At 39.8% G+C, this 17,338-nt stretch carries 15 protein-coding genes; 6 read left to right on the top strand and 9 right to left on the bottom strand.

Annotated elements, in window-relative coordinates; all coding sequences use genetic code 11:
• Window positions 1–19: 19 nt before the first annotated feature.
• Entirely contained in the window at window positions 20–511 is a 492-nt protein-coding gene (locus IQ236_RS01585) for a redox protein (RefSeq protein ID WP_193867653.1), read from the bottom strand.
• A gap of 440 nt (window positions 512–951) precedes the next feature.
• Between IQ236_RS01585 and recR the strand changes: the two genes are divergently transcribed.
• On the top strand, window positions 952–1,587 hold the full coding sequence (gene recR, locus IQ236_RS01580) for a recombination mediator RecR (protein WP_193867652.1): 636 nt from the start codon (window positions 952–954) through the stop codon (window positions 1,585–1,587).
• 62 nt (window positions 1,588–1,649) lie between these two features.
• Here recR and IQ236_RS01575 read toward each other — a convergent pair whose 3' ends face one another.
• Complete coding sequence (locus tag IQ236_RS01575; RefSeq protein ID WP_193867651.1) at window positions 1,650–4,139, bottom strand: S8 family serine peptidase; 2,490 nt, start codon at window positions 4,137–4,139, stop codon at window positions 1,650–1,652.
• A gap of 1,198 nt (window positions 4,140–5,337) precedes the next feature.
• On the opposite strand from IQ236_RS01575, the gene IQ236_RS01570 reads away from it, so the two are divergent.
• Window positions 5,338–5,745 carry a molybdopterin-binding protein gene (locus tag IQ236_RS01570; protein ID WP_193867650.1) on the top strand — a complete coding sequence of 136 codons (408 nt, stop codon included), beginning with the start codon at window positions 5,338–5,340 and terminating at the stop codon, window positions 5,743–5,745.
• Window positions 5,746–6,013: 268 nt separating this feature from the next.
• Window positions 6,014–6,415, top strand: coding sequence for a protein kinase family protein (locus IQ236_RS01565; RefSeq protein WP_193867649.1), 402 nt, complete (start codon window positions 6,014–6,016; stop codon window positions 6,413–6,415).
• A gap of 283 nt (window positions 6,416–6,698) precedes the next feature.
• Here IQ236_RS01565 and IQ236_RS01560 read toward each other — a convergent pair whose 3' ends face one another.
• Complete coding sequence (locus tag IQ236_RS01560; protein WP_193867648.1) at window positions 6,699–8,009, bottom strand: serine hydrolase; 1,311 nt, start codon at window positions 8,007–8,009, stop codon at window positions 6,699–6,701.
• A gap of 294 nt (window positions 8,010–8,303) precedes the next feature.
• Here IQ236_RS01560 and IQ236_RS27960 point away from each other — a divergent pair, with 294 nt between their 5' ends.
• Genes IQ236_RS27960 through IQ236_RS01550 form a run of 3 tightly spaced genes read left to right on the top strand, consistent with a single transcriptional unit; the run spans window position 8,304 to window position 9,848 of the window.
• On the top strand, window positions 8,304–8,432 hold the full coding sequence (locus IQ236_RS27960) for a hypothetical protein (protein WP_265578662.1): 129 nt from the start codon (window positions 8,304–8,306) through the stop codon (window positions 8,430–8,432).
• A complete protein-coding gene (locus IQ236_RS01555) occupies window positions 8,426–8,992 on the top strand; it encodes a 5-formyltetrahydrofolate cyclo-ligase (protein ID WP_193867647.1) in 567 nt (188 codons plus the stop codon). Before IQ236_RS27960 ends, IQ236_RS01555 begins: the two co-directional genes overlap by 7 nt.
• Before the next feature lies 1 nt (window position 8,993).
• The gene (locus IQ236_RS01550; protein ID WP_193867646.1) at window positions 8,994–9,848 is read left to right on the top strand and encodes a carbohydrate ABC transporter permease; all 855 of its coding nucleotides are present in this window, start codon (window positions 8,994–8,996) and stop codon (window positions 9,846–9,848) included.
• 7 nt (window positions 9,849–9,855) lie between these two features.
• Here IQ236_RS01550 and IQ236_RS01545 read toward each other — a convergent pair whose 3' ends face one another.
• The 6 genes from IQ236_RS01545 to IQ236_RS01520 form a co-directional block, all read right to left on the bottom strand.
• Entirely contained in the window at window positions 9,856–12,345 is a 2,490-nt protein-coding gene (locus tag IQ236_RS01545) for an HD family phosphohydrolase (RefSeq protein ID WP_456107198.1), read from the bottom strand.
• A 119-nt stretch (window positions 12,346–12,464) separates the two neighbouring features.
• The gene (locus IQ236_RS01540) at window positions 12,465–13,535 is read right to left on the bottom strand and encodes an ADP-ribosylglycohydrolase family protein (RefSeq protein ID WP_193867645.1); all 1,071 of its coding nucleotides are present in this window, start codon (window positions 13,533–13,535) and stop codon (window positions 12,465–12,467) included.
• A gap of 11 nt (window positions 13,536–13,546) precedes the next feature.
• Window positions 13,547–13,993, bottom strand: coding sequence for a type II 3-dehydroquinate dehydratase (gene aroQ, locus IQ236_RS01535; protein WP_190519942.1), 447 nt, complete (start codon window positions 13,991–13,993; stop codon window positions 13,547–13,549).
• A gap of 29 nt (window positions 13,994–14,022) precedes the next feature.
• A complete protein-coding gene (locus IQ236_RS01530) occupies window positions 14,023–14,160 on the bottom strand; it encodes a hypothetical protein (protein ID WP_190519944.1) in 138 nt (45 codons plus the stop codon).
• Window positions 14,161–14,678: 518 nt separating this feature from the next.
• Window positions 14,679–15,926, bottom strand: a complete 1,248-nt coding sequence (locus IQ236_RS01525) for a competence/damage-inducible protein A (protein ID WP_193867644.1) — start codon at window positions 15,924–15,926, stop codon at window positions 14,679–14,681.
• A gap of 165 nt (window positions 15,927–16,091) precedes the next feature.
• Window positions 16,092–17,150, bottom strand: a complete 1,059-nt coding sequence (locus IQ236_RS01520) for a glycosyltransferase family 4 protein (RefSeq protein ID WP_190519948.1) — start codon at window positions 17,148–17,150, stop codon at window positions 16,092–16,094.
• Window positions 17,151–17,338: the final 188 nt, after the last annotated feature.

Here is a 17,338-nt window from a genome sequence, read left to right as displayed (position 1 = left end):
GAATGACTGAGTAATTCACTTAAGCGGCTTGTCGTTCTTCGTGATCAAAGCCATGTAAAATGGGTTCGGGGCCGAATTTAGAAGTAACTTTCAGCAAACGAGGAATTTCAAAACTATTATAAACGCGAAACTCGCTTTGAATTGTTGCTTCTGCTGCTCTAACGGCTTGGTTTAAAACTAACGAACCATCGGGGTCAGAAACAGAACGATGGAAGGTTCCGGGGGGAATTCTCAAAATGTGACGGTTCGCATCTAATCTAACAATATGATAGGGATCTTTCCAAGCAAAATTAACTAAATAAAAGGTGCGTCCCCCACTTACTGCTAACAAATTATCTTCTTGATGGGGATGAAGATAAAATTGCCAATATCCGGTTTCAGTATTATTGGGGCTAATGGCTGGCCCTTCATGAAAGACTAAATCACGGGCGTTTGAATTGGCAATTGTAATATCAAAAAAACGCACACTGGGAGTATCACGAAATTTATGAAAGGGGATTAATTCAAACATATTCACTCTATTTAAAATATTAGTTTTTCGCGAGTTGTCTTTAGCTTAGTCACACGGGTTCAAACAATCAAAACTTATTCAGAATAGTTTCTATGCGGAAACCGAATAGATAGTCTAGGGACAGAGAGGGGGAATTTTTACGGTAAAATGTAGTGAGTCCTTCAGGACTCTAAGAAAGCCCTGAAGGGCTTACTACGGTTTGTAGTGAGTCCTTTAGGACTCTAAGAAAGCCCTGAAGGGCTGACTACGGTTTGTAGTGAGTCCTTTAGGACTCTAAGAAAGCCCTGAAGGGCTTACTACGGTTTGTAGTGAGTCCTTTAGGACTCTAAGAAAGCCCTGAAGGGCTGACTACGGTTTGTAGTGAGTCCTTTAGGACTCTAAGAAAGCCATGAAGGGCTGACTACGGTTTGTAGTGAGTCCTTTAGGACTCTAAGAAAGCCATGAAGGGCTTACTACGGTTTGGAATTGGAGGCAGTCCAACGGTTTATACTCGTCCTTTAGCTCGATTAATTGAGCAATTGCAACATTTACCCGGTGTGGGGCCAAAAACAGCCCAACGGTTGGCGCTTCATATAATTAAGCGTCCTGATGAAGATGTGCAAGCTTTAGCCCAGGCGTTATTAGATGCGAAACAGCAAGTAGGTTTTTGTCAGGTTTGTTTCCATCTCTCGGCTGAACCCGTTTGTGAGATTTGTCGTCACCCCCAACGTGACCCCGATACAATTTGTGTGGTGTCCGACTCCCGTGATGTTATCGCCTTAGAAAAAACACGGGAATATAAGGGAAAATATCATGTTTTGGGGGGGGTGATTTCTCCGATGGATGGTATTGGCCCTGAACAATTAACCATTCAACCGTTAATTCGTCGGGTAAGTCAACAACAAATTAAAGAAGTGATTATTGCGATTAGTCCGAGTGTTGAAGGAGAAACCACAACATTATATTTAGGTCAACTGTTAAGACCCTTTACTAAAGTCACCCGCATTGCCTTTGGTTTACCGATGGGGGGTGAGTTAGAATATGCCGATGAAATTACCTTAGCACGCGCGTTAGAAGGGCGGCGAGAGTTAGATTAGACTGATAAAATGCAGGGAATTCTAATTAATTTTAGATCGATTCCCTGACATTTTATTGTTAATTATGCGATCGCTACATCCGGCGGAATCACCGTTGAAATTTCAATTCCAGTAATGGCTTGGGGATTAGCCGTTTGAATTAAAATATCTTGAATCTGATCAACAGTAAGATTAGGATCGGCTTCTAACATCAGGGCAATTACCCCGGAAACGTAGGGTGCAGCCATTGAAGTTCCTCCCTTCGTTGTATAGATGATTTTGGGTACGGTAGACCAAACATCAACTCCAGGTGCAACGACGAAATTAGACGATTTAACGCCTGCGGGGTTAGAGAAAGTGGCAAATTGCAGGTTATTGCTGTTGCTACTATTAACTGCACCGACCGAAATGGCAAGGTCGTCTTCAGAAAAGCGAGAGGGGTAAGCTGGTAACGTGACTAAACCTTCTGCAAAATTGGAACGTTCGTTACCTGCGGAAATGACTACAGTAACGCCTTGTTCTTTCGCCTTTTCCAATTCTGCTTTGATTTGGGGTTGTGGTACTAGCCCTTGCTGTGAATCAGGACTATGTTCTCCTGCACTAATATTAATCACTTTGGCTCCATTTTTAACCGCATATCGAATTCCCTCAGCAACGGTTTCGTCAAACTTTTTCATATTACTAATCACTCTCACAGGCATGATTTGAGCATTGAAAGCGACTCCATTAACATTCCATTGACCATTTGAATAAGCGCTATCACCATTAGCAGCGGCGGCTATCGTCCCAGCAACATGAGTCCCGTGATCAGTTTCTAATTCCTTAAAATTGGGGTTAGGGTTAGGATCATTGTCCACAAAATCATAGCCATTGACATCATCAATATAGCCATTATTATCATCATCAATTCCCGGTTGACCATTGGCTTCTTGTGAATTCACCCAAATATTATCTGCCAAATCAAAATGTTTCAAATCCACCCCGGTATCTAACACTGCCACAATTACACCCTCTCCGGTATAGCCTTGATTCCACACTTCAGGTACATTCATCACGTTAAGATCTGCAAAGTTACCATAGGTGGGAATATCCCCCGACAGCGTAGAGGTGGGATAGTCAGGATAAGGTGTCGTTTGACCTGTCGCCAGAGCAACAGCCTTGGCAGCATCAACCATTCCCCAACCATAATAGGAACTATAATTTGGAATTCCAGAAGGCTCTAAAAATTGGGGTCGGCTTGAATTGGGTGTTGCTAACAAATCTAGTGTATAACCCGTATTTCCTTCTACCTGTTGTACTCCCACAAAATAGTCCCCTGGATTCATACCCTTAAGGGTAATTTTTTCTGGAGTGGTTCCAAGTTGATCTGACCCAACAGCATTTTCAAATTCATCGAGATTACCATTCCCATTACTATCTCGAACAATCCAAATATCGGCATCCGCATTAGCACTAGAATTTAAAAAGTTAAGGTTTACCGTAATGTCACTTTGGGTTGGTAACTGAACCCGATAAATATCCAGGGTATCAAAAGGTTCAACAACATCATTAAATGTTGCCCCAGAATAGGGTGTTTCTACAGTTTTTACGGTTGTGGGGTCAGATTCTGTATTATCCGGTTGCAGGGGAGGCAAGGGTGATGTACTCAGGTTAAGATTGTAGTTCGCATCTCCCTGATATTGCCTCACCCACAAAAAGTAATTCCCCGATGCTAATAGCTGAACAATTTTTTCAGGATTGAGATCATTTTCTTGAGAGTATGCTTGTTCTGTCTCTGATATTAATCCATCAGCATTAACATCTTGATAAAGCACTAAATCAGCGTCTCCACTTAATCCTGTTAAATCAATTTTGACTTCACTTGGGGTATTCAGCGTAAACCGATAGAAGTCATAAATATCTGAGTCACCGACAAAGTTATTGAGGGATAACGGATTAGTCAATATTCCCAAATCTATTGCTCCATTAGATACATTATTGAAATGATCTAAATTGCTATTTTCGACATTAATCAAATGACCTTGAAGTTGTTCAGGTGTTACGGCATAAACCGTTGCCATAATCTGACCCGTGATCAAGTCTTGAACAAACGTTCCTCCCTCAAAGGGTTGTAATTGAAGACTCGCTTCTGTAAATCCTCCCCGTAAGCCAATTGTGTCTTCTACCGGGTTAAAATCTTGAATCAGATCCCCATACATTGAATTAGTTGCAGACCTTTCTAGCTGGATAACAAAGAGATCAGAATTCTCCTGACCATAGAACCAATCCTGACCTAAACTCCCGACCAGAATATCCTGACCTAAGCCACCAATTAGGGTATCATCCCCTAAACCGCCATCGATATAATCATTATCTTCATCACCGCGAATCCAATCATTGCCATCATTACCAAATAAACTATCGTCTCCTTGATTCCCACTGATAATATCGGTAACAGTTGAACCGAAAACCGTATCATTTCCGTCTAAAGCTAATAATCCTTGAGGTGAATTAATCAGCAAATTCGGTATAATTGTAAAGTTATCTGAACCGAATGTTAAAGCATAGTAGCCTTCTGGAGTTGCACCAATCATAAATTACTCCTTGGGTCAGGTTTTGAATTTTGTTTTTATTAATGAGTATTTTAACTCATTGCTTTTAATAAATGATTAAACCTCCTTCAGTTAATGTCAATAAAAATAGCTTATTGCCTCTTCAATATTATCAAGTTCAACAGTCAAAAATATTGAAAAAAAAGAATATAACCTCTTAAAACTTATCAAAAAATCAATATTCTCTGACTTCATTAAAAATGATAACAAATTTTACCATCAAATTTTTAAAATTTATTTACAATTTTATTAGAGCTAAAGTTAAAAAGACTTTTAGCTTTTCCAACCCTATTTTTAATCTAACATCTGGGTAAATTATCTAAAATTCCCCTAGATTTTTTTAACATCCTATTGTTTTTATACTTAGATAAATTATTTAAAACTTTTATCTAAGTAACAAGAATTGCTTTTGGTTTAACAATGGGAGCGAGTTAGAGTATGCCGATAAAATTACCTGAGCACAGGCATTAGACGATTAGTGAGAGTTATATTAAAACCATTTTTGACCTATTTTTTCAAGTTTTTCTGACTTTTAAGCCTTGTTTAAATGACTTTAATGGCTGTTTTCAGAGTTTAGGGTTTAGAGTTTAGAGTTTAAAGGCTAAAACCTGGAAATCAATGATTGTTCCCCAACGCTGCGCGAACAGGCTAAAAGCGAAAACCCGTTTTAACGGATTTATGCAAATCAGAATTTAGCCATCTTTAGATTTAGATCCCTCACTATATATATAGCCGGGAACACTTCGACCCTTCGACAGGCTCAGAGCATCGCAAGCTCAGTGCAAAGCAGAGAACAGGGAACACCGCAGGAAAAGAGGGACAAAAGTTTAGGTTTTAGCATCAGTCTATGTCCTAACACCCCAGGCGCGACTGCTATATGTCCACCCTCTCATTGCATAACTTTATTCAAAAATCCATTAATTACATAATACAAGTCTCAATTCGCCTCAAACCCCTATAAGTACATAACAAATGGGACAACTACCAGAAAGTATGTAAAAAAATGTAACAAGAGCTACCATTATGCAAATAGTCGAGTTATTGTATACCTATACACAGAAAAGTTAAAACGATGTGTGCAAAACGACTGACTATTGCCATCCCCAATGGGTTGTATGAGCGATTGCAGACTGTTAAACAAGAAATCAACATATCTGGCGTGTGCCAGGAGGCTTTAAACATGGCGATTACACTCAAAGAAACCCAAACCCAAGCATTAACCTTTAACCACCAACAACTGATTGACCGCCTGAAACTGGAAAAAAAATTGTTAGTGGCGCAAATTAAAGAACAAGGTCGGAAATTAGGAATTCAATCTGCTATGACCCTTTCCTATAAAGAATTCCAACGCATTGAACGCCTCAGTCAAGGTCATGTCAGAATCGAAGCGAATTCCTTTGCGGATATGTGGAAATTATTAGCCAGTCGTCAACCTGAGCAAAACATGGAATTTCAAGGCGAAGAATTACGCGAAATGACTTCTCTGAATGAGGAAAACCAATCAATTTTTGTTGAAGGTTGGATGGAAGGCGTATTAACAGTTTGGAATCAAATTAAAGACGAACTTAATGATGTGGAAGCCGAATAAAATTCAGTGATTTAACCGAATGAATTCATTTCAATGGGCTAATCAGGATTCGACTATTCCTATTGTTAAAAACTCTGATTTTTGTCAAACAACCCAGATGCTATCAACAATAACTATAGCATTTCCAGATTACTTGTAAATTATGAGATACAAGGGTAATCGATTTTTTAAATACGAAATACAGAGAATTTACAAGTCAGATCAGATTGCTATAGTTTCCCCTTTTTAACTGATTTACTAATCTGGCAAATGCCAGGAGGCTTTAATTATGGCTATTTCTCTACAAGAACAAATGACTGCAACCTTTGATTCTGAATCCTTAGTTCAACGCTTACGCGAAGACAAAAAAACCATAGAAGAACAAGTTCAAGAACAAGGTTTTAATTTTGGGGTTAAATCGGCTAGTAGTTTATCTTATCAAGAATTTCACCGCATTGCAAATCTGAATGTTGCCGGGATTAATATTGACTCAGACGCATTTGCCGAATTGTGGGCTTTTTTAGATCATCACCACTATCAAAATCAAAATCGTTTAGAATCGGGTGAATTGAGTTATTTATTACCCGATGATGAGCAAAATAAATTAACATTTGTTAAAAGTTGGATGGCAGGAGTTTTATCAGTTTGGCATGAAATTAAAAATAAAGTTGATAGTGAAGATGAAGAATAATTGACTGCTAAATTTTCTATTTGTAGTGAGTCCTTTAGGACTTTTGTAGTGAGTCCTTTAGGACTCTAAGAAAGCCCTGAAGGGCTTACTACGGTGTAGTGAGTCCTTTAGGACTCTAAGAAAGCCCTGAAGGGCTTACTACGGTGTAGTGAGTCCTTTAGGACTCTAAGAAAGCCCTGAAGGGCTTACTACGGTGTAGTGAGTCCTTTAGGACTCTAAGAAAGCCCTGAAGGGCTTACTACAGTTTTTTATTTGCGATCGCTACATCCGGTGAAATGATTGATTATAGTTGCCCATTTTCCACAATATATTCTGCTATTTTATGGACTGAGGTACTAATTTGGGGAACGTTAGCCGTGTTATTATCAATCGCAGTAATAATATATTTTTCTCCATTAATTTGAGCCGCAACGGTTGTGCCAATCACCCTAGAATTTTGACCCGTTTTTTCTCCTAACCATTGAGTTTTCGGTAATCCTTGTAAACCTGCATAACCAATGACCCGATCATATTGACGATTTAACGCATCAATTAAGACTTGAGAAGAGGGATGTTCATAATTATAAACCTCTACCATCATTTCCGTGAGTTCATTACTGGTTAATCGATTTCGTCCTTTCCCCGGTCGCCAAGGCATAATATGATCTCCCATTAATTTAAAATTAACTTTCGTGAATTTATAGCCTTCTGCTTCTAAAAATTTATTAATATAATCTGAACCTAAATAATCAATTAATTGGTTTGTTGCAATATTACTACTGTGATCAATCATAACTCCCATTAACTCTTTTAAAGAGTAAGATTGACGAGCTTGAATAGATGAAGCATCTTCTGTAAAGTTTCCTCTCTCTACCAGAACTTTTTGATCTAAACTAATTTTTTCCTCGGCTGTTTTATGTAAAAGCGCGATCGCAACGGGAACTTTAATTAAACTAGCGGGACTTGCTGGGGGTTCATTTCCCCGTAAATTAACGCAGTCTCGTTTTAAGGTACAAACTGTCAGCATGGCTTGACGAGTTAACCCGCTTTCTTGACGAATTTGTTCTAATATTTTTGCCCGTGCATCTAATAATTTATCTGTGATTTTAGATAAGCTGGATTCGTATTCTTTAATTTTGTTAGAAGTTTGACCTGCTAATAAAGAATGAGGGGGAATTTCTTGTAAATTATTAATGGCTTTTTCCCACAGATCTTGTACTTGTTTTCGTTGTTGAGGAGAAGGATCATTAGGATTAGCAACTTTTTGAGCTTGGGTTGCTAAACGAATCGCTTGTTTCCAACTATCTTCAGCCCGTTCTTCAACTAAGATTTGAACTTCAACGGTTTTTAGTTTTTGTAATAATATTTCATTGGGTTCAAATTCCAGGGGATCAGCAAATAAAGAGTTAAAAAAGTTGGGTTCGGGTCGATCTTTAGGAGGTGTTTCTAACTCTTGAATTAAGCGATCTCGTAATCCAATTAATTCTTTTAAGGAACGAGCCCCATACAATTCTGAAGCGGTTCCCAATGAAGGGAGTGCTTGAGTCAGTCCCAGACCCACAATCAGTGTCATACTACCTGTTACTGTTATAGCCCAACGCCAGACTTGACGCATTCTTAAACTCCTCACACACAAGCTTCATTGGTTTACAGACGGTTTAGATAACATCTCGACCTCAGCAAAGACATCTCTTTGCCCAGTTTCTTAAACAGATGAGATCCGAATTTAGATTACCATGATTATTATCAAAATTAAATCCTTAGAGCCATGAGTTAAATGAGTTGAGAACATTATTTCAGAAATCGACAAAAGCTTAAATCATGGTAAAGACTCAACTTCCCAATGGCCACCGAACCTACCCTTGGCTACAAATCTTAGAGTTGATGAAAGAAAGATCCATTAGGTTTCATGGAGAACGGATGCAGAATTTATAGTCAGGTTATTATAGAAATTAGAAATAAAGCGACTCAGCATCAAGCGATCGCTAATATTATTACAGCTTTAGAAAATTTTAGTCTCATTAAAAAGGAATGTTGAATCAAATCAAACCAGAATTAAGACGTTTACTGATAAAACAACGTCGTTCACTGTTAAAAGAAGACTGGAAACAAAAAAGTGATTATTTGTGCAAAAATTTAAAAGATTATTCACTTTTTCAACAATCTAAAACTATTTTATCTTATTTCAGTTTTCGTCAAGAACCCGATTTAAGTTTATTATGGAGTAACACGACTAAAATATGGGGATTTCCCCGTTGTGTTGAACAATCTTTAACGTGGCATTCTTGGCAACCTGGAGATGGTTATGAGATTAATCGTTATGGTATTCTTGAACCTCATATTAACTTACCGAAACTCAAACCCGGTGAAGTTGACTTAATTTTAGTTCCATCCGTTGCTTGTGATGCTCAAGGATATCGGTTAGGATACGGAGGCGGATTTTATGATCGAATGTTGAGTTTACCCGAATGGAATTCTATTCCGACAATTGGAATTATTTTTGATTTTGCTTATCTTCCTCAATTACCCATTGATGCTTGGGATAAACCATTAAATGCAGTTTGTACAGAATCTAGTTTTTTTGATTTAAGAGTTTAAAATGATTGATCAACTGCCTAAATTTAACCTGAATAATCAAAACCTAAAAACAGTTATTATTTATATTATTTTGGGAATAATTGCTGTCTTAATGTTATTTCCTTTGGTTTGGTTAGTGAGTACCGCGTTTAAATCTCCGAGTGAGAATATCTTTCAATTTCCCCCGCAATTAATCCCCAGTCAACCGACCTTTCAGAATTTTATTACCGTCTGGAAAACAAACCCTTTTGGTCGATATTTATTCAATAGTCTAATTGTAGCGACCTTAACAGTGAGTTTAAATTTATTATTTTGTTCCTTAGCCGCTTATCCCTTAGCCAGATTAAACTTTAAAGGTAGAGATGGAATTTTTACGGCTATTATTGCCACAATTATGATTCCCTTTCAAATTGTGATGATTCCGTTATATGTGTTAACGGTGCAGTTAGAATTAAGGAATAGTTATTTAGGAATTATTTTCCCTAGTATTGCTTCTGCCTTTGGAATTTTTCTCTTAAGACAAGCGTTTCAAAGCGTCCCCAAAGAACTAGAAGAAGCCGCTAGAATTGATGGGTGTTCAGAATTAGGGATTTGGTGGAATGTGATGATTCCGGCTGTCAAACCTGCTTTAATTACCTTAGCAATTTTTGTCTTTATTGGGTCTTGGAGTGACTTTCTCTGGCCGTTATTAATATTAGACCAACCCGATTATTATACCATGCCTTTAGGCGTAGCAACCCTAGCCGGAACATTTTCTTTAGACTGGCGATTAATTGCGGCGGGTTCGGTGATTTCTATTGCACCTGTTTTGCTATTCTTTTTAATATTACAACGCTATATTGTGCCTACAGATGCGGGGTCAGGGGTAAAAGGATAATAGTATATTATCGACAAGTTAACGCCGCTTTAGGATAAGCAATTCGTTTGTGATTCACTTGTTCCCAAACCCGGACAAAAACCTCGGCTATTTTACTCATTTCTTCCCGCGTTAAACCCGAATCGATTAATTGATTATCTTGCCATCGAGCTTTTAAAATTTTATTCACCATATTTAACGCTTCTTCATGGCTGGCATCTTTAAGCGATCGCAAAGCAGCCTCACAAGAATCTGCTAACATAACAATACCCGTTTCCCTCGATTGGGGAATCGGCCCATCATAGCGAAAATCCGCTTCATTCACGACTAACCGAGGATTTTCTTTAGCTTGTTGTTGCGCTTGATAATAAAAATAAGCAATCTGCATATTACCTTGATGTTCAGGAATAAACGCTTGAATTGCTTTGGGTAAACGATATTTTTTCGCCATGACTAACCCTTCGCTGACGTGTTTTTTAATAATTCTGGTACTTGCCCAAGGGTCATTAATCGTATCATGTTTATTCGGCCCTCCCATTTGATTTTCAATAAATCCTAACGGGTCGTGCATTTTTCCAATATCATGATAAAGAGTTCCTGTTCTAACTAATTCCACATTACAGCCTAATTCTTGTGCTGCTGCTTCTGCTAAATTAGCCACAAACATCGTATGTTGAAACGTTCCCGGTGCTTCTGTGGCTAATCGTTTTAATAACGGTCGATTCGGGTTTGCTAATTCGGCTAATCGAATTGGAGTAATTAAATCAAATAAATGTTCTAAATAGGGACTCAAACCCAAGGCGACAATACTCCACGCAATTCCTTCTAACACTTGTAACCCCACAATTTTAAGCAACACATACCAAATTGATCCCGCCGTTGCACTTGCCATTAAATTTAGAATTAAATACACGGCACCTTGAGCCGCGCCAACCCCTAATCCCAATAACGCTAACTCTTCCCGACAGCGAGATTGTCCCGCTAACAAACTACCCACCAGTCCCCCCGCCGCACTCGCCAGTAAATGGACGTGATCAATTTCCATCCCAATGGGTAATAAAATTGAAAGCAAACCCACTACGGTAGCACCCACAGCAGACCCATAAAAACTACCCACTAATAACCCCACTGCGGGTAAATTAATCAGGGGTAATTTTAATAAAATAATAATCGGCGTACTTAACGTTAACAGTAATAATAACAATCGATCTCGACGACGTAAACCTCGATGAAATTTCCATTCAACGACTAAAACCAGTCCCACTCCAGCACTCACTAATCCCACCAAACTCATTAATCCTTTCGAGTTAATTCCCCGTTCACTTAAACCAAAATAATCCAGGAGAACAAAATCCTGTTGAGTAATTTTTTCTCCTCTAAGAACAATGATCTCCCCTTTATTAATATTCACCGTCACCGTTTCAATTTTTTGGGCAACTAACTCCGCTCGATGACGAGTAGCTAGAGGATCTTTCACCAAATTTGCTTTTAAAACTTCAGTCAATAAATGGGTCGCAAACAATTGACTTTCTGAAGGAATCGTATTTTTGACTTGAATCTCAATCGCTTGTCTAAGAATTTCATCGGGTAAGCCGGGAGCGATGCCTTGAGACAACATTTCCTGAGTAATTTTATGAATTCCCGTTTGAGTTTGCAACCAAGTCGTATCAGGCCATTCAAAAAACGATTCCGTGTAGAAAATTTCTTGATCAATTAACCCGTCTTGAGAAAACGCATTTAACGCTTTTGCATAACGCCAACGAGCTTGTGTAATGTCAGAGACCAATTGCGAAAATTCAATGGGAGTCGTTCGACGACGATAAGCTTTTAATTGAATTAAGGTTTGTTGTCGAATAGCTTCTAAAGTTGCTTGTTGCCAATCTGCAAATTTTGTAGCCGTCTTTTTATTAGGACTTTTAGGCTGAATTGTCGCCGGAATTTGTACGCTCACTTGTTCAACTTGAGCCAATAAATCCTGCCATTCTCGTTCTGGACAGCGCCTTAAATAACGTTGAACTTCAGTCGATAAAATCCCTTTATCCACAAAAGGAAAGGGTTGGGAAATATTTCGGATATAGGTTCCCTGTTCCAATACCTTGTGAATCCTTTGATTAATTTCTTGATTAATAGATACATCAATTACTAATACCGGAATCGCGCCAATTTCTGCGGCTTTGCGCTTCTCATCGGTTGTTTTAATATCGGGAACACTGGCATCCCAAGGCGCCTGAATGGTTTCCGGTGCAACCCGACCCACATCGAGTTTGGGCTGGTTGTAAAACCGTACTCCCATAACACTGGTTAAGGAAACAACGGCCACCAAGAAAAACGTGGAACTACTCACCGAACCCGGATTTTTGTTAACGTTTCTCCGTTGGCGTCGGGGCCCGGAGGGAGTCGTATAACTGCGGAGGGAAGGGGGTATTTCTGAAGGCTTGACAGAAGACAAGGGAGGATGAGCGCGGCTACAAAGCCGTTCAATCTGTTGCGTCAGAGCATGGAGCGTATTCATCTGCATTGAAGCTAGATCAAGGGTTTAGCAGCCGTTTCATCTTCATTCTATAGTATTGCTTGAAATTTTTAAGGAACGCTTATTGTTAGGGGGTTTCAGCACCGATCTCTCCGGCTAAAAATAATTTATTCTTGTATTCTCATCCGGGTTGGGGTTGCTACGGCTGATTGTGTGAAAGTCTTACAAGCGGGATGAGAAGGAATGGGATGATACACCCCTGACCAAACCGCGAATAAGTGATGAGCTAACTGTAGCAACTCAGTTTCATAATTGTTGAATTCTACAGAATTATTTTCAATCTTTGGGTCAGTTTGGGAAAATAACGGTTTCTCTGAAAAGGCTAAACGCCATCGGGTAGGAATTCCCCTTAAGCCTTGATAGCCACCCGATAAGGCACCACTTAGGGTCGCAGTCAGTTCGGGGTGATATCCTGTTTGTAGCGATCGCAAAACCGTTAAAGAATAGTCTTCGGGAGTGGTCAGAAAACAATAAAAGCTTAGGGCTAAAGCAATCCAGTTTTCAGAATCAAAGTTAGCAGAACTGGCTTTTGTCGTCTGAGTCAATTGACGAACTGCCGTTTCTAAACTAGCTCTGTGTTCCAATAAGGTTTGAACTTGTTCTAATTTAGCCGTTAAAGCTGTTTCTGGCTGTAATTGGGGTAAAAGGTTAGGAATCAGCCGATGAAGGTCTGGGTTAGGTGTGAGCATCTCAGCGATCGCTGTGGCCATCAGCCCTATCCCATCCTGAATCTCGGCCACCCCTTCTAATCCCTTCCAGTCTAACTGTTGTAACGCCCTCAAATTGTCATGAAAGAACAACCCTAGGGGTAAGCCCAATAAAGCTACTTCACTAGCCGACTTAAACAAAGGTTTGATTTGGGTTTGTACCCGTCTGCCATAATCAACCGCATCAAAGCCTTGATATTGGATTAAGCTTTGGGTGAGTTGGGAAATTAATTTTCCTGTATTCCCAGATGAAGGAGGAGATAGTACCCTCGACAGAGGTTTTTGAGGATGTCCAACTCCTGTTTTGAGCAGAGATATCATCGGTTGCAGAGATGGATCATCCTCAAGTTCCATCCTGTCTTTACCCGGTAAAACGGAGCCATAGGTCAACCAACATTGACCTAATTCATAAGCGAGGACTGCTCCGAGAATCGCCCCCTGAAATTGGCTACATAAGGAATCTTGCTTCATGGAACCGATTCTCAGGCTTTTTGCCCCTTCAAATGATGAACTAAAGCCTGTAGTCCCAGACGGTAACTTTCTGCGCCAAATCCACTAATTTGGCCGATTGCCACTGATGAGATCAAAGAATGATGCCGGAACGCTTCTCGACGGTAAATATTGCTCAGATGTACCTCAACGGTGGGAATTCCCACCCCTGAAATTGCATCTCGAAGGGCAATGCTTGTGTGAGTATACGCTCCAGCATTAATTAATAAACCTTGGTGTTGCCCGAATGCGGAGTGTATTGCATCCACCAAAGCTCCTTCGTGGTTAGACTGAAGCATCGAAAGTTGAACCTCAAGCAACTGTGCTTCCTGCTCCAACATTCGATTAATTCCGTCTAACGTTGTTTTCCCGTAGATTTCGGGTTCGCGCTGACCCAACAAATTCAAATTAGGGCCATGCAGTACCAAAAGACTTAGCAACGGAGTAACCTGATAAAACCTTAAATATACTACCTTCGACGACGGGGTTCATCTACTGGTACAGGAATTGGCTCCGCTTCCGGTTGAGCGACTGGGCCTAATAAGGCATCAATTAGCTCACGCGCCCATTCTTTTAGTTTTTCCAGTATTTTCTCAATGTATTCCATTGAACAAATGGCTCCTCGTTGTAAACTGGCTACGCAACTTGACTGCAGGTTAATTAACCGAAGTTTAAGCCAAGTTAGGCATATAGCTCAAAACTTAGCCTTGCTATGGGTTAGCAAGTTTTATACAGAACAGATATCTCTGAGATATTTTTTATTTTATTATGTTACCTCCCGCTCCAAATTCTACAAAAATTTTGGGAATTTTTAAGCGTTTGCTAACATGACATTCCTAGAGCAATCTAAGGAATTTAGAGAATTTTACAGCTTAACTCATCTCCTAGAGCAATTGCATTTAGGATGAATTGAAACAAGGTTTAATGATGATAACCGATGTTATACAGGCTGGCTCAACTAGAATTTGAGATAGGCTGCACTAATTACATCTTAGCAATTTTTACAAGTTGTGATTAGGTTGTGAATTAAAGTTTACCGCTTTTATTATAACAAATCTTTACAAATTTACGCAAGGGGTTTTCAGAGTTGACGGTTGACCCTCATGCTTCTGCTCCCCCTGCTCTCTAACTCAGATGGCGACGCAGAAGGTCAAGGGCACTACGGGCACTCCCCTGGCGTATCCAGTCTCGACCCCGAGTTTGACCGAAACGACATTCGAGACTTTCGACCTGACCGTTAGGCTTGGCTAAACCGATATACACCAGTCCGACGGGTTTTGTCCCTGTCCCTCCTCCTGGCCCTGCAATCCCTGTAATACTTAAACCCCAAGTTGTGTTTAATAGGGTTTTCACCCCCAAAGCCATTTGTTGAGCAACGATGGCACTAACGGCCCCCTGTTGAGTTAAATCATCCAAGTTAACCCCTAATACAGAGGTTTTCACCCGATTATCATAAGCAATCACACCCCCAAGAAAATAGTCAGAACTTCCGGGAACTTGGGTGAGCATTTGTCCTAACCCTCCTCCTGTGCAAGATTCTGCAACACTCAATGTGGCATGATGGGTTTGTAATAATGCCCCAACCACGGAAGCTAAGGTATCCTCATCTGCTCCATAACAATCGAGTCCCGCAATTTCTCGCAGTTGGGTTTCAACGGGGGTAATTAATTGTTGTGCTATTTCTTGAGACTCTGCCCGGGCAGAAATTCTTAATTTCACCTCTCCATGATTCGCATAGGGGGCAACAGTAGGATTTTTCATCTCTAAAAAAGGCGCAACTTTTTCGGCTAAAGTTGATTCTGCTATGCCCCAAAATTTTAACGTTCGACTTTGAATAATTCCTTGACACCAACCGTTATTTTTAAGATAGGGAATTGCCACATCTCGCCACATTTGATAAAGTTCAGCCGGAACACCTGGAAAGGTTAAAATTGTTAGGTGAGATCCCCTAGGTTTCCAGATAATACCCGGTGCAGTTCCCGTTAAATTAGTTAAAATTTCTGCACCTTCAGGAATTAATGCTTGTTTACGATTGCTAGCCGACATTACCCGTCCCCGTTGACTAAATTTTTGAGTAATATCTTCAATAATTTCCGGTTTTTCTATTAATGGAGAACCAAAAAAGTCTGCTATTGTTTCTACGGTTAAATCATCAGGAGTCGGCCCTAAACCTCCGGTAAAAATTAATAATTGAGAGCGTTTAGAGGCAATCTCAATCACTTTTTTCAGACGTTCTGAATTATCTCCCACAACGGTTTGATAATAATGAGGAATCCCTAATTGAGCTAATTGTTGTCCTAAAAATTGAGCATTACTATTGAGAATATCACCCAAAAGCAATTCTGTACCAACACAAATAATTTCAGCAACCATGAGATCAAGGGGAGATAGAGGATCAATTAATAATTTAATTCTAACAGCTTTATAGGATTAATTTTACTCCTCATCCTATCAATTAACTCTAAATAATATAATAAATAAAGGTTAGGGAATATCAAAAAAAGTGAAATAAGAAGGAAGAAACCCCTGAAGGGATTACTACAATCTGGCTCGTTTTAAAGCTTGCCAACTGGTATAACCTAATAATCCGGTTGCACCCAAGGCATAAGCTAAACCACTGGGTATTCCTGAAAAAGCCAGGGCTAAACTTCCCACCCAAAGCGTAAGAGAATAGATAAATAATACCGTTCGACGTTGGGATAAACCTGCATCTAATAGTCGATGATGGAGATGGCGTTTATCCGCAATAAAAGGGGATTTACCATGACGAATTCGATCTAAAATAACGGCAGACATATCTAAAATTGGAACCGCTAAAATTAAATAGGGAAGAACAACAGAGGTAACAGCCGTTATTTTTACTAAACCAATAACCCCCACTCCAGCGAGGGTAAATCCCATAAAATAGGCTCCCCCATCCCCCATAAAAATTTGAGCCGGATTAAAATTATATCGCAGAAATCCTAATGCACTTCCAGCTAACGCTGCCGCAATTAATGCCGCAGCCGGTTGATTCATAAATAAACTGACAATTAACATGACAACGGCAGCAATTCCACAAACACCCGCCGCCAATCCATCTAAACCATCAATCCAATTAATCGCATTGGTCATTCCCACTAACCAAATAATTGTAATGGGTAGACTCAACCATCCAATATGAAGTAAACCTAAATAAGGGATTGTTAAAAAGTCGATACGGACACCCACCCACCAAGCCAGACTCGCAACTCCTGTTTGCAAAATTAGGCGAGTTAGGGGAGATAAACTAAACAAATCATCGGCTAAACCAATCAGAAAAAAGGCAATGCCGCCGAGAGTCACGCCCCAAATTTCATATTCAGCTTCTGAACTTAAGGGTTTACCTGTGGCATCAATAAAGCCACCGGATATCCAAACCAATAATAGAGCAATTAAGGCGCCTGCAAAGATGGAAACACCACCTAAGCGAACCATCGGTTGTTGATGAACTTTGCGATCATTAGGTAAATCAACCTGTCCTGAACGGATGGCGATTTTCTTAACAATCGGGGTACTCCAGATGACAACTAGAGCAGAAATAATAAAAGCCAGAAGGTGGTACAGATGGTGGGGCATCTGAGGTTATAGGTGCAAAATGTTCTTCAAGTGTCAGCCAGAGTTTACTACATTTGGGATCGTTTCTTGCAAGAAATATTGAAATAGGCCCGCAGGAAACCAGAAAAACTTACGATTAGATCTGATGTTATAGAGAGACGTGCCATGTAGAGACGTGCCATGGCACGTCTCTACCATTGTTCACACTA

Source organism: Planktothrix mougeotii LEGE 06226, from assembly GCF_015207485.1.
Classification (GTDB): domain Bacteria; phylum Cyanobacteriota; class Cyanobacteriia; order Cyanobacteriales; family Microcoleaceae; genus Planktothrix.
The sequence above is the reverse complement of the archived record's forward strand: the minus strand, read 5'-3'. Positions and strand labels throughout refer to the sequence as shown.

Excerpts from the sequence above, each read along its gene's own strand:
- IQ236_RS27960 (WP_265578662.1), top strand. The coding sequence starts at position 8,304 with ATGGAGAACGGATGCAGAATTTATAGTCAGGTTATTATAGAAATTAGA.
- IQ236_RS01560 (WP_193867648.1), bottom strand. The coding sequence starts at position 8,009 with ATGCGTCAAGTCTGGCGTTGGGCTATAACAGTAACAGGTAGTATGACA.
- IQ236_RS01530 (WP_190519944.1), bottom strand. The coding sequence starts at position 14,160 with ATGGAATACATTGAGAAAATACTGGAAAAACTAAAAGAATGGGCGCGT.
- IQ236_RS01570 (WP_193867650.1), top strand. The coding sequence starts at position 5,338 with ATGGCGATTACACTCAAAGAAACCCAAACCCAAGCATTAACCTTTAAC.
- IQ236_RS01585 (WP_193867653.1), bottom strand. The coding sequence starts at position 511 with ATGTTTGAATTAATCCCCTTTCATAAATTTCGTGATACTCCCAGTGTG.
- recR (WP_193867652.1), top strand. The coding sequence starts at position 952 with ATGAAGGGCTTACTACGGTTTGGAATTGGAGGCAGTCCAACGGTTTAT.
- IQ236_RS01520 (WP_190519948.1), bottom strand. The coding sequence starts at position 17,150 with ATGCCCCACCATCTGTACCACCTTCTGGCTTTTATTATTTCTGCTCTA.
- IQ236_RS01545 (WP_456107198.1), bottom strand. The coding sequence starts at position 12,345 with ATGCAGATGAATACGCTCCATGCTCTGACGCAACAGATTGAACGGCTT.
- IQ236_RS01525 (WP_193867644.1), bottom strand. The coding sequence starts at position 15,926 with ATGGTTGCTGAAATTATTTGTGTTGGTACAGAATTGCTTTTGGGTGAT.
- IQ236_RS01550 (WP_193867646.1), top strand. The coding sequence starts at position 8,994 with ATGATTGATCAACTGCCTAAATTTAACCTGAATAATCAAAACCTAAAA.
- IQ236_RS01555 (WP_193867647.1), top strand. The coding sequence starts at position 8,426 with ATGTTGAATCAAATCAAACCAGAATTAAGACGTTTACTGATAAAACAA.
- IQ236_RS01540 (WP_193867645.1), bottom strand. The coding sequence starts at position 13,535 with ATGAAGCAAGATTCCTTATGTAGCCAATTTCAGGGGGCGATTCTCGGA.
- IQ236_RS01575 (WP_193867651.1), bottom strand. The coding sequence starts at position 4,139 with ATGATTGGTGCAACTCCAGAAGGCTACTATGCTTTAACATTCGGTTCA.
- IQ236_RS01565 (WP_193867649.1), top strand. The coding sequence starts at position 6,014 with ATGGCTATTTCTCTACAAGAACAAATGACTGCAACCTTTGATTCTGAA.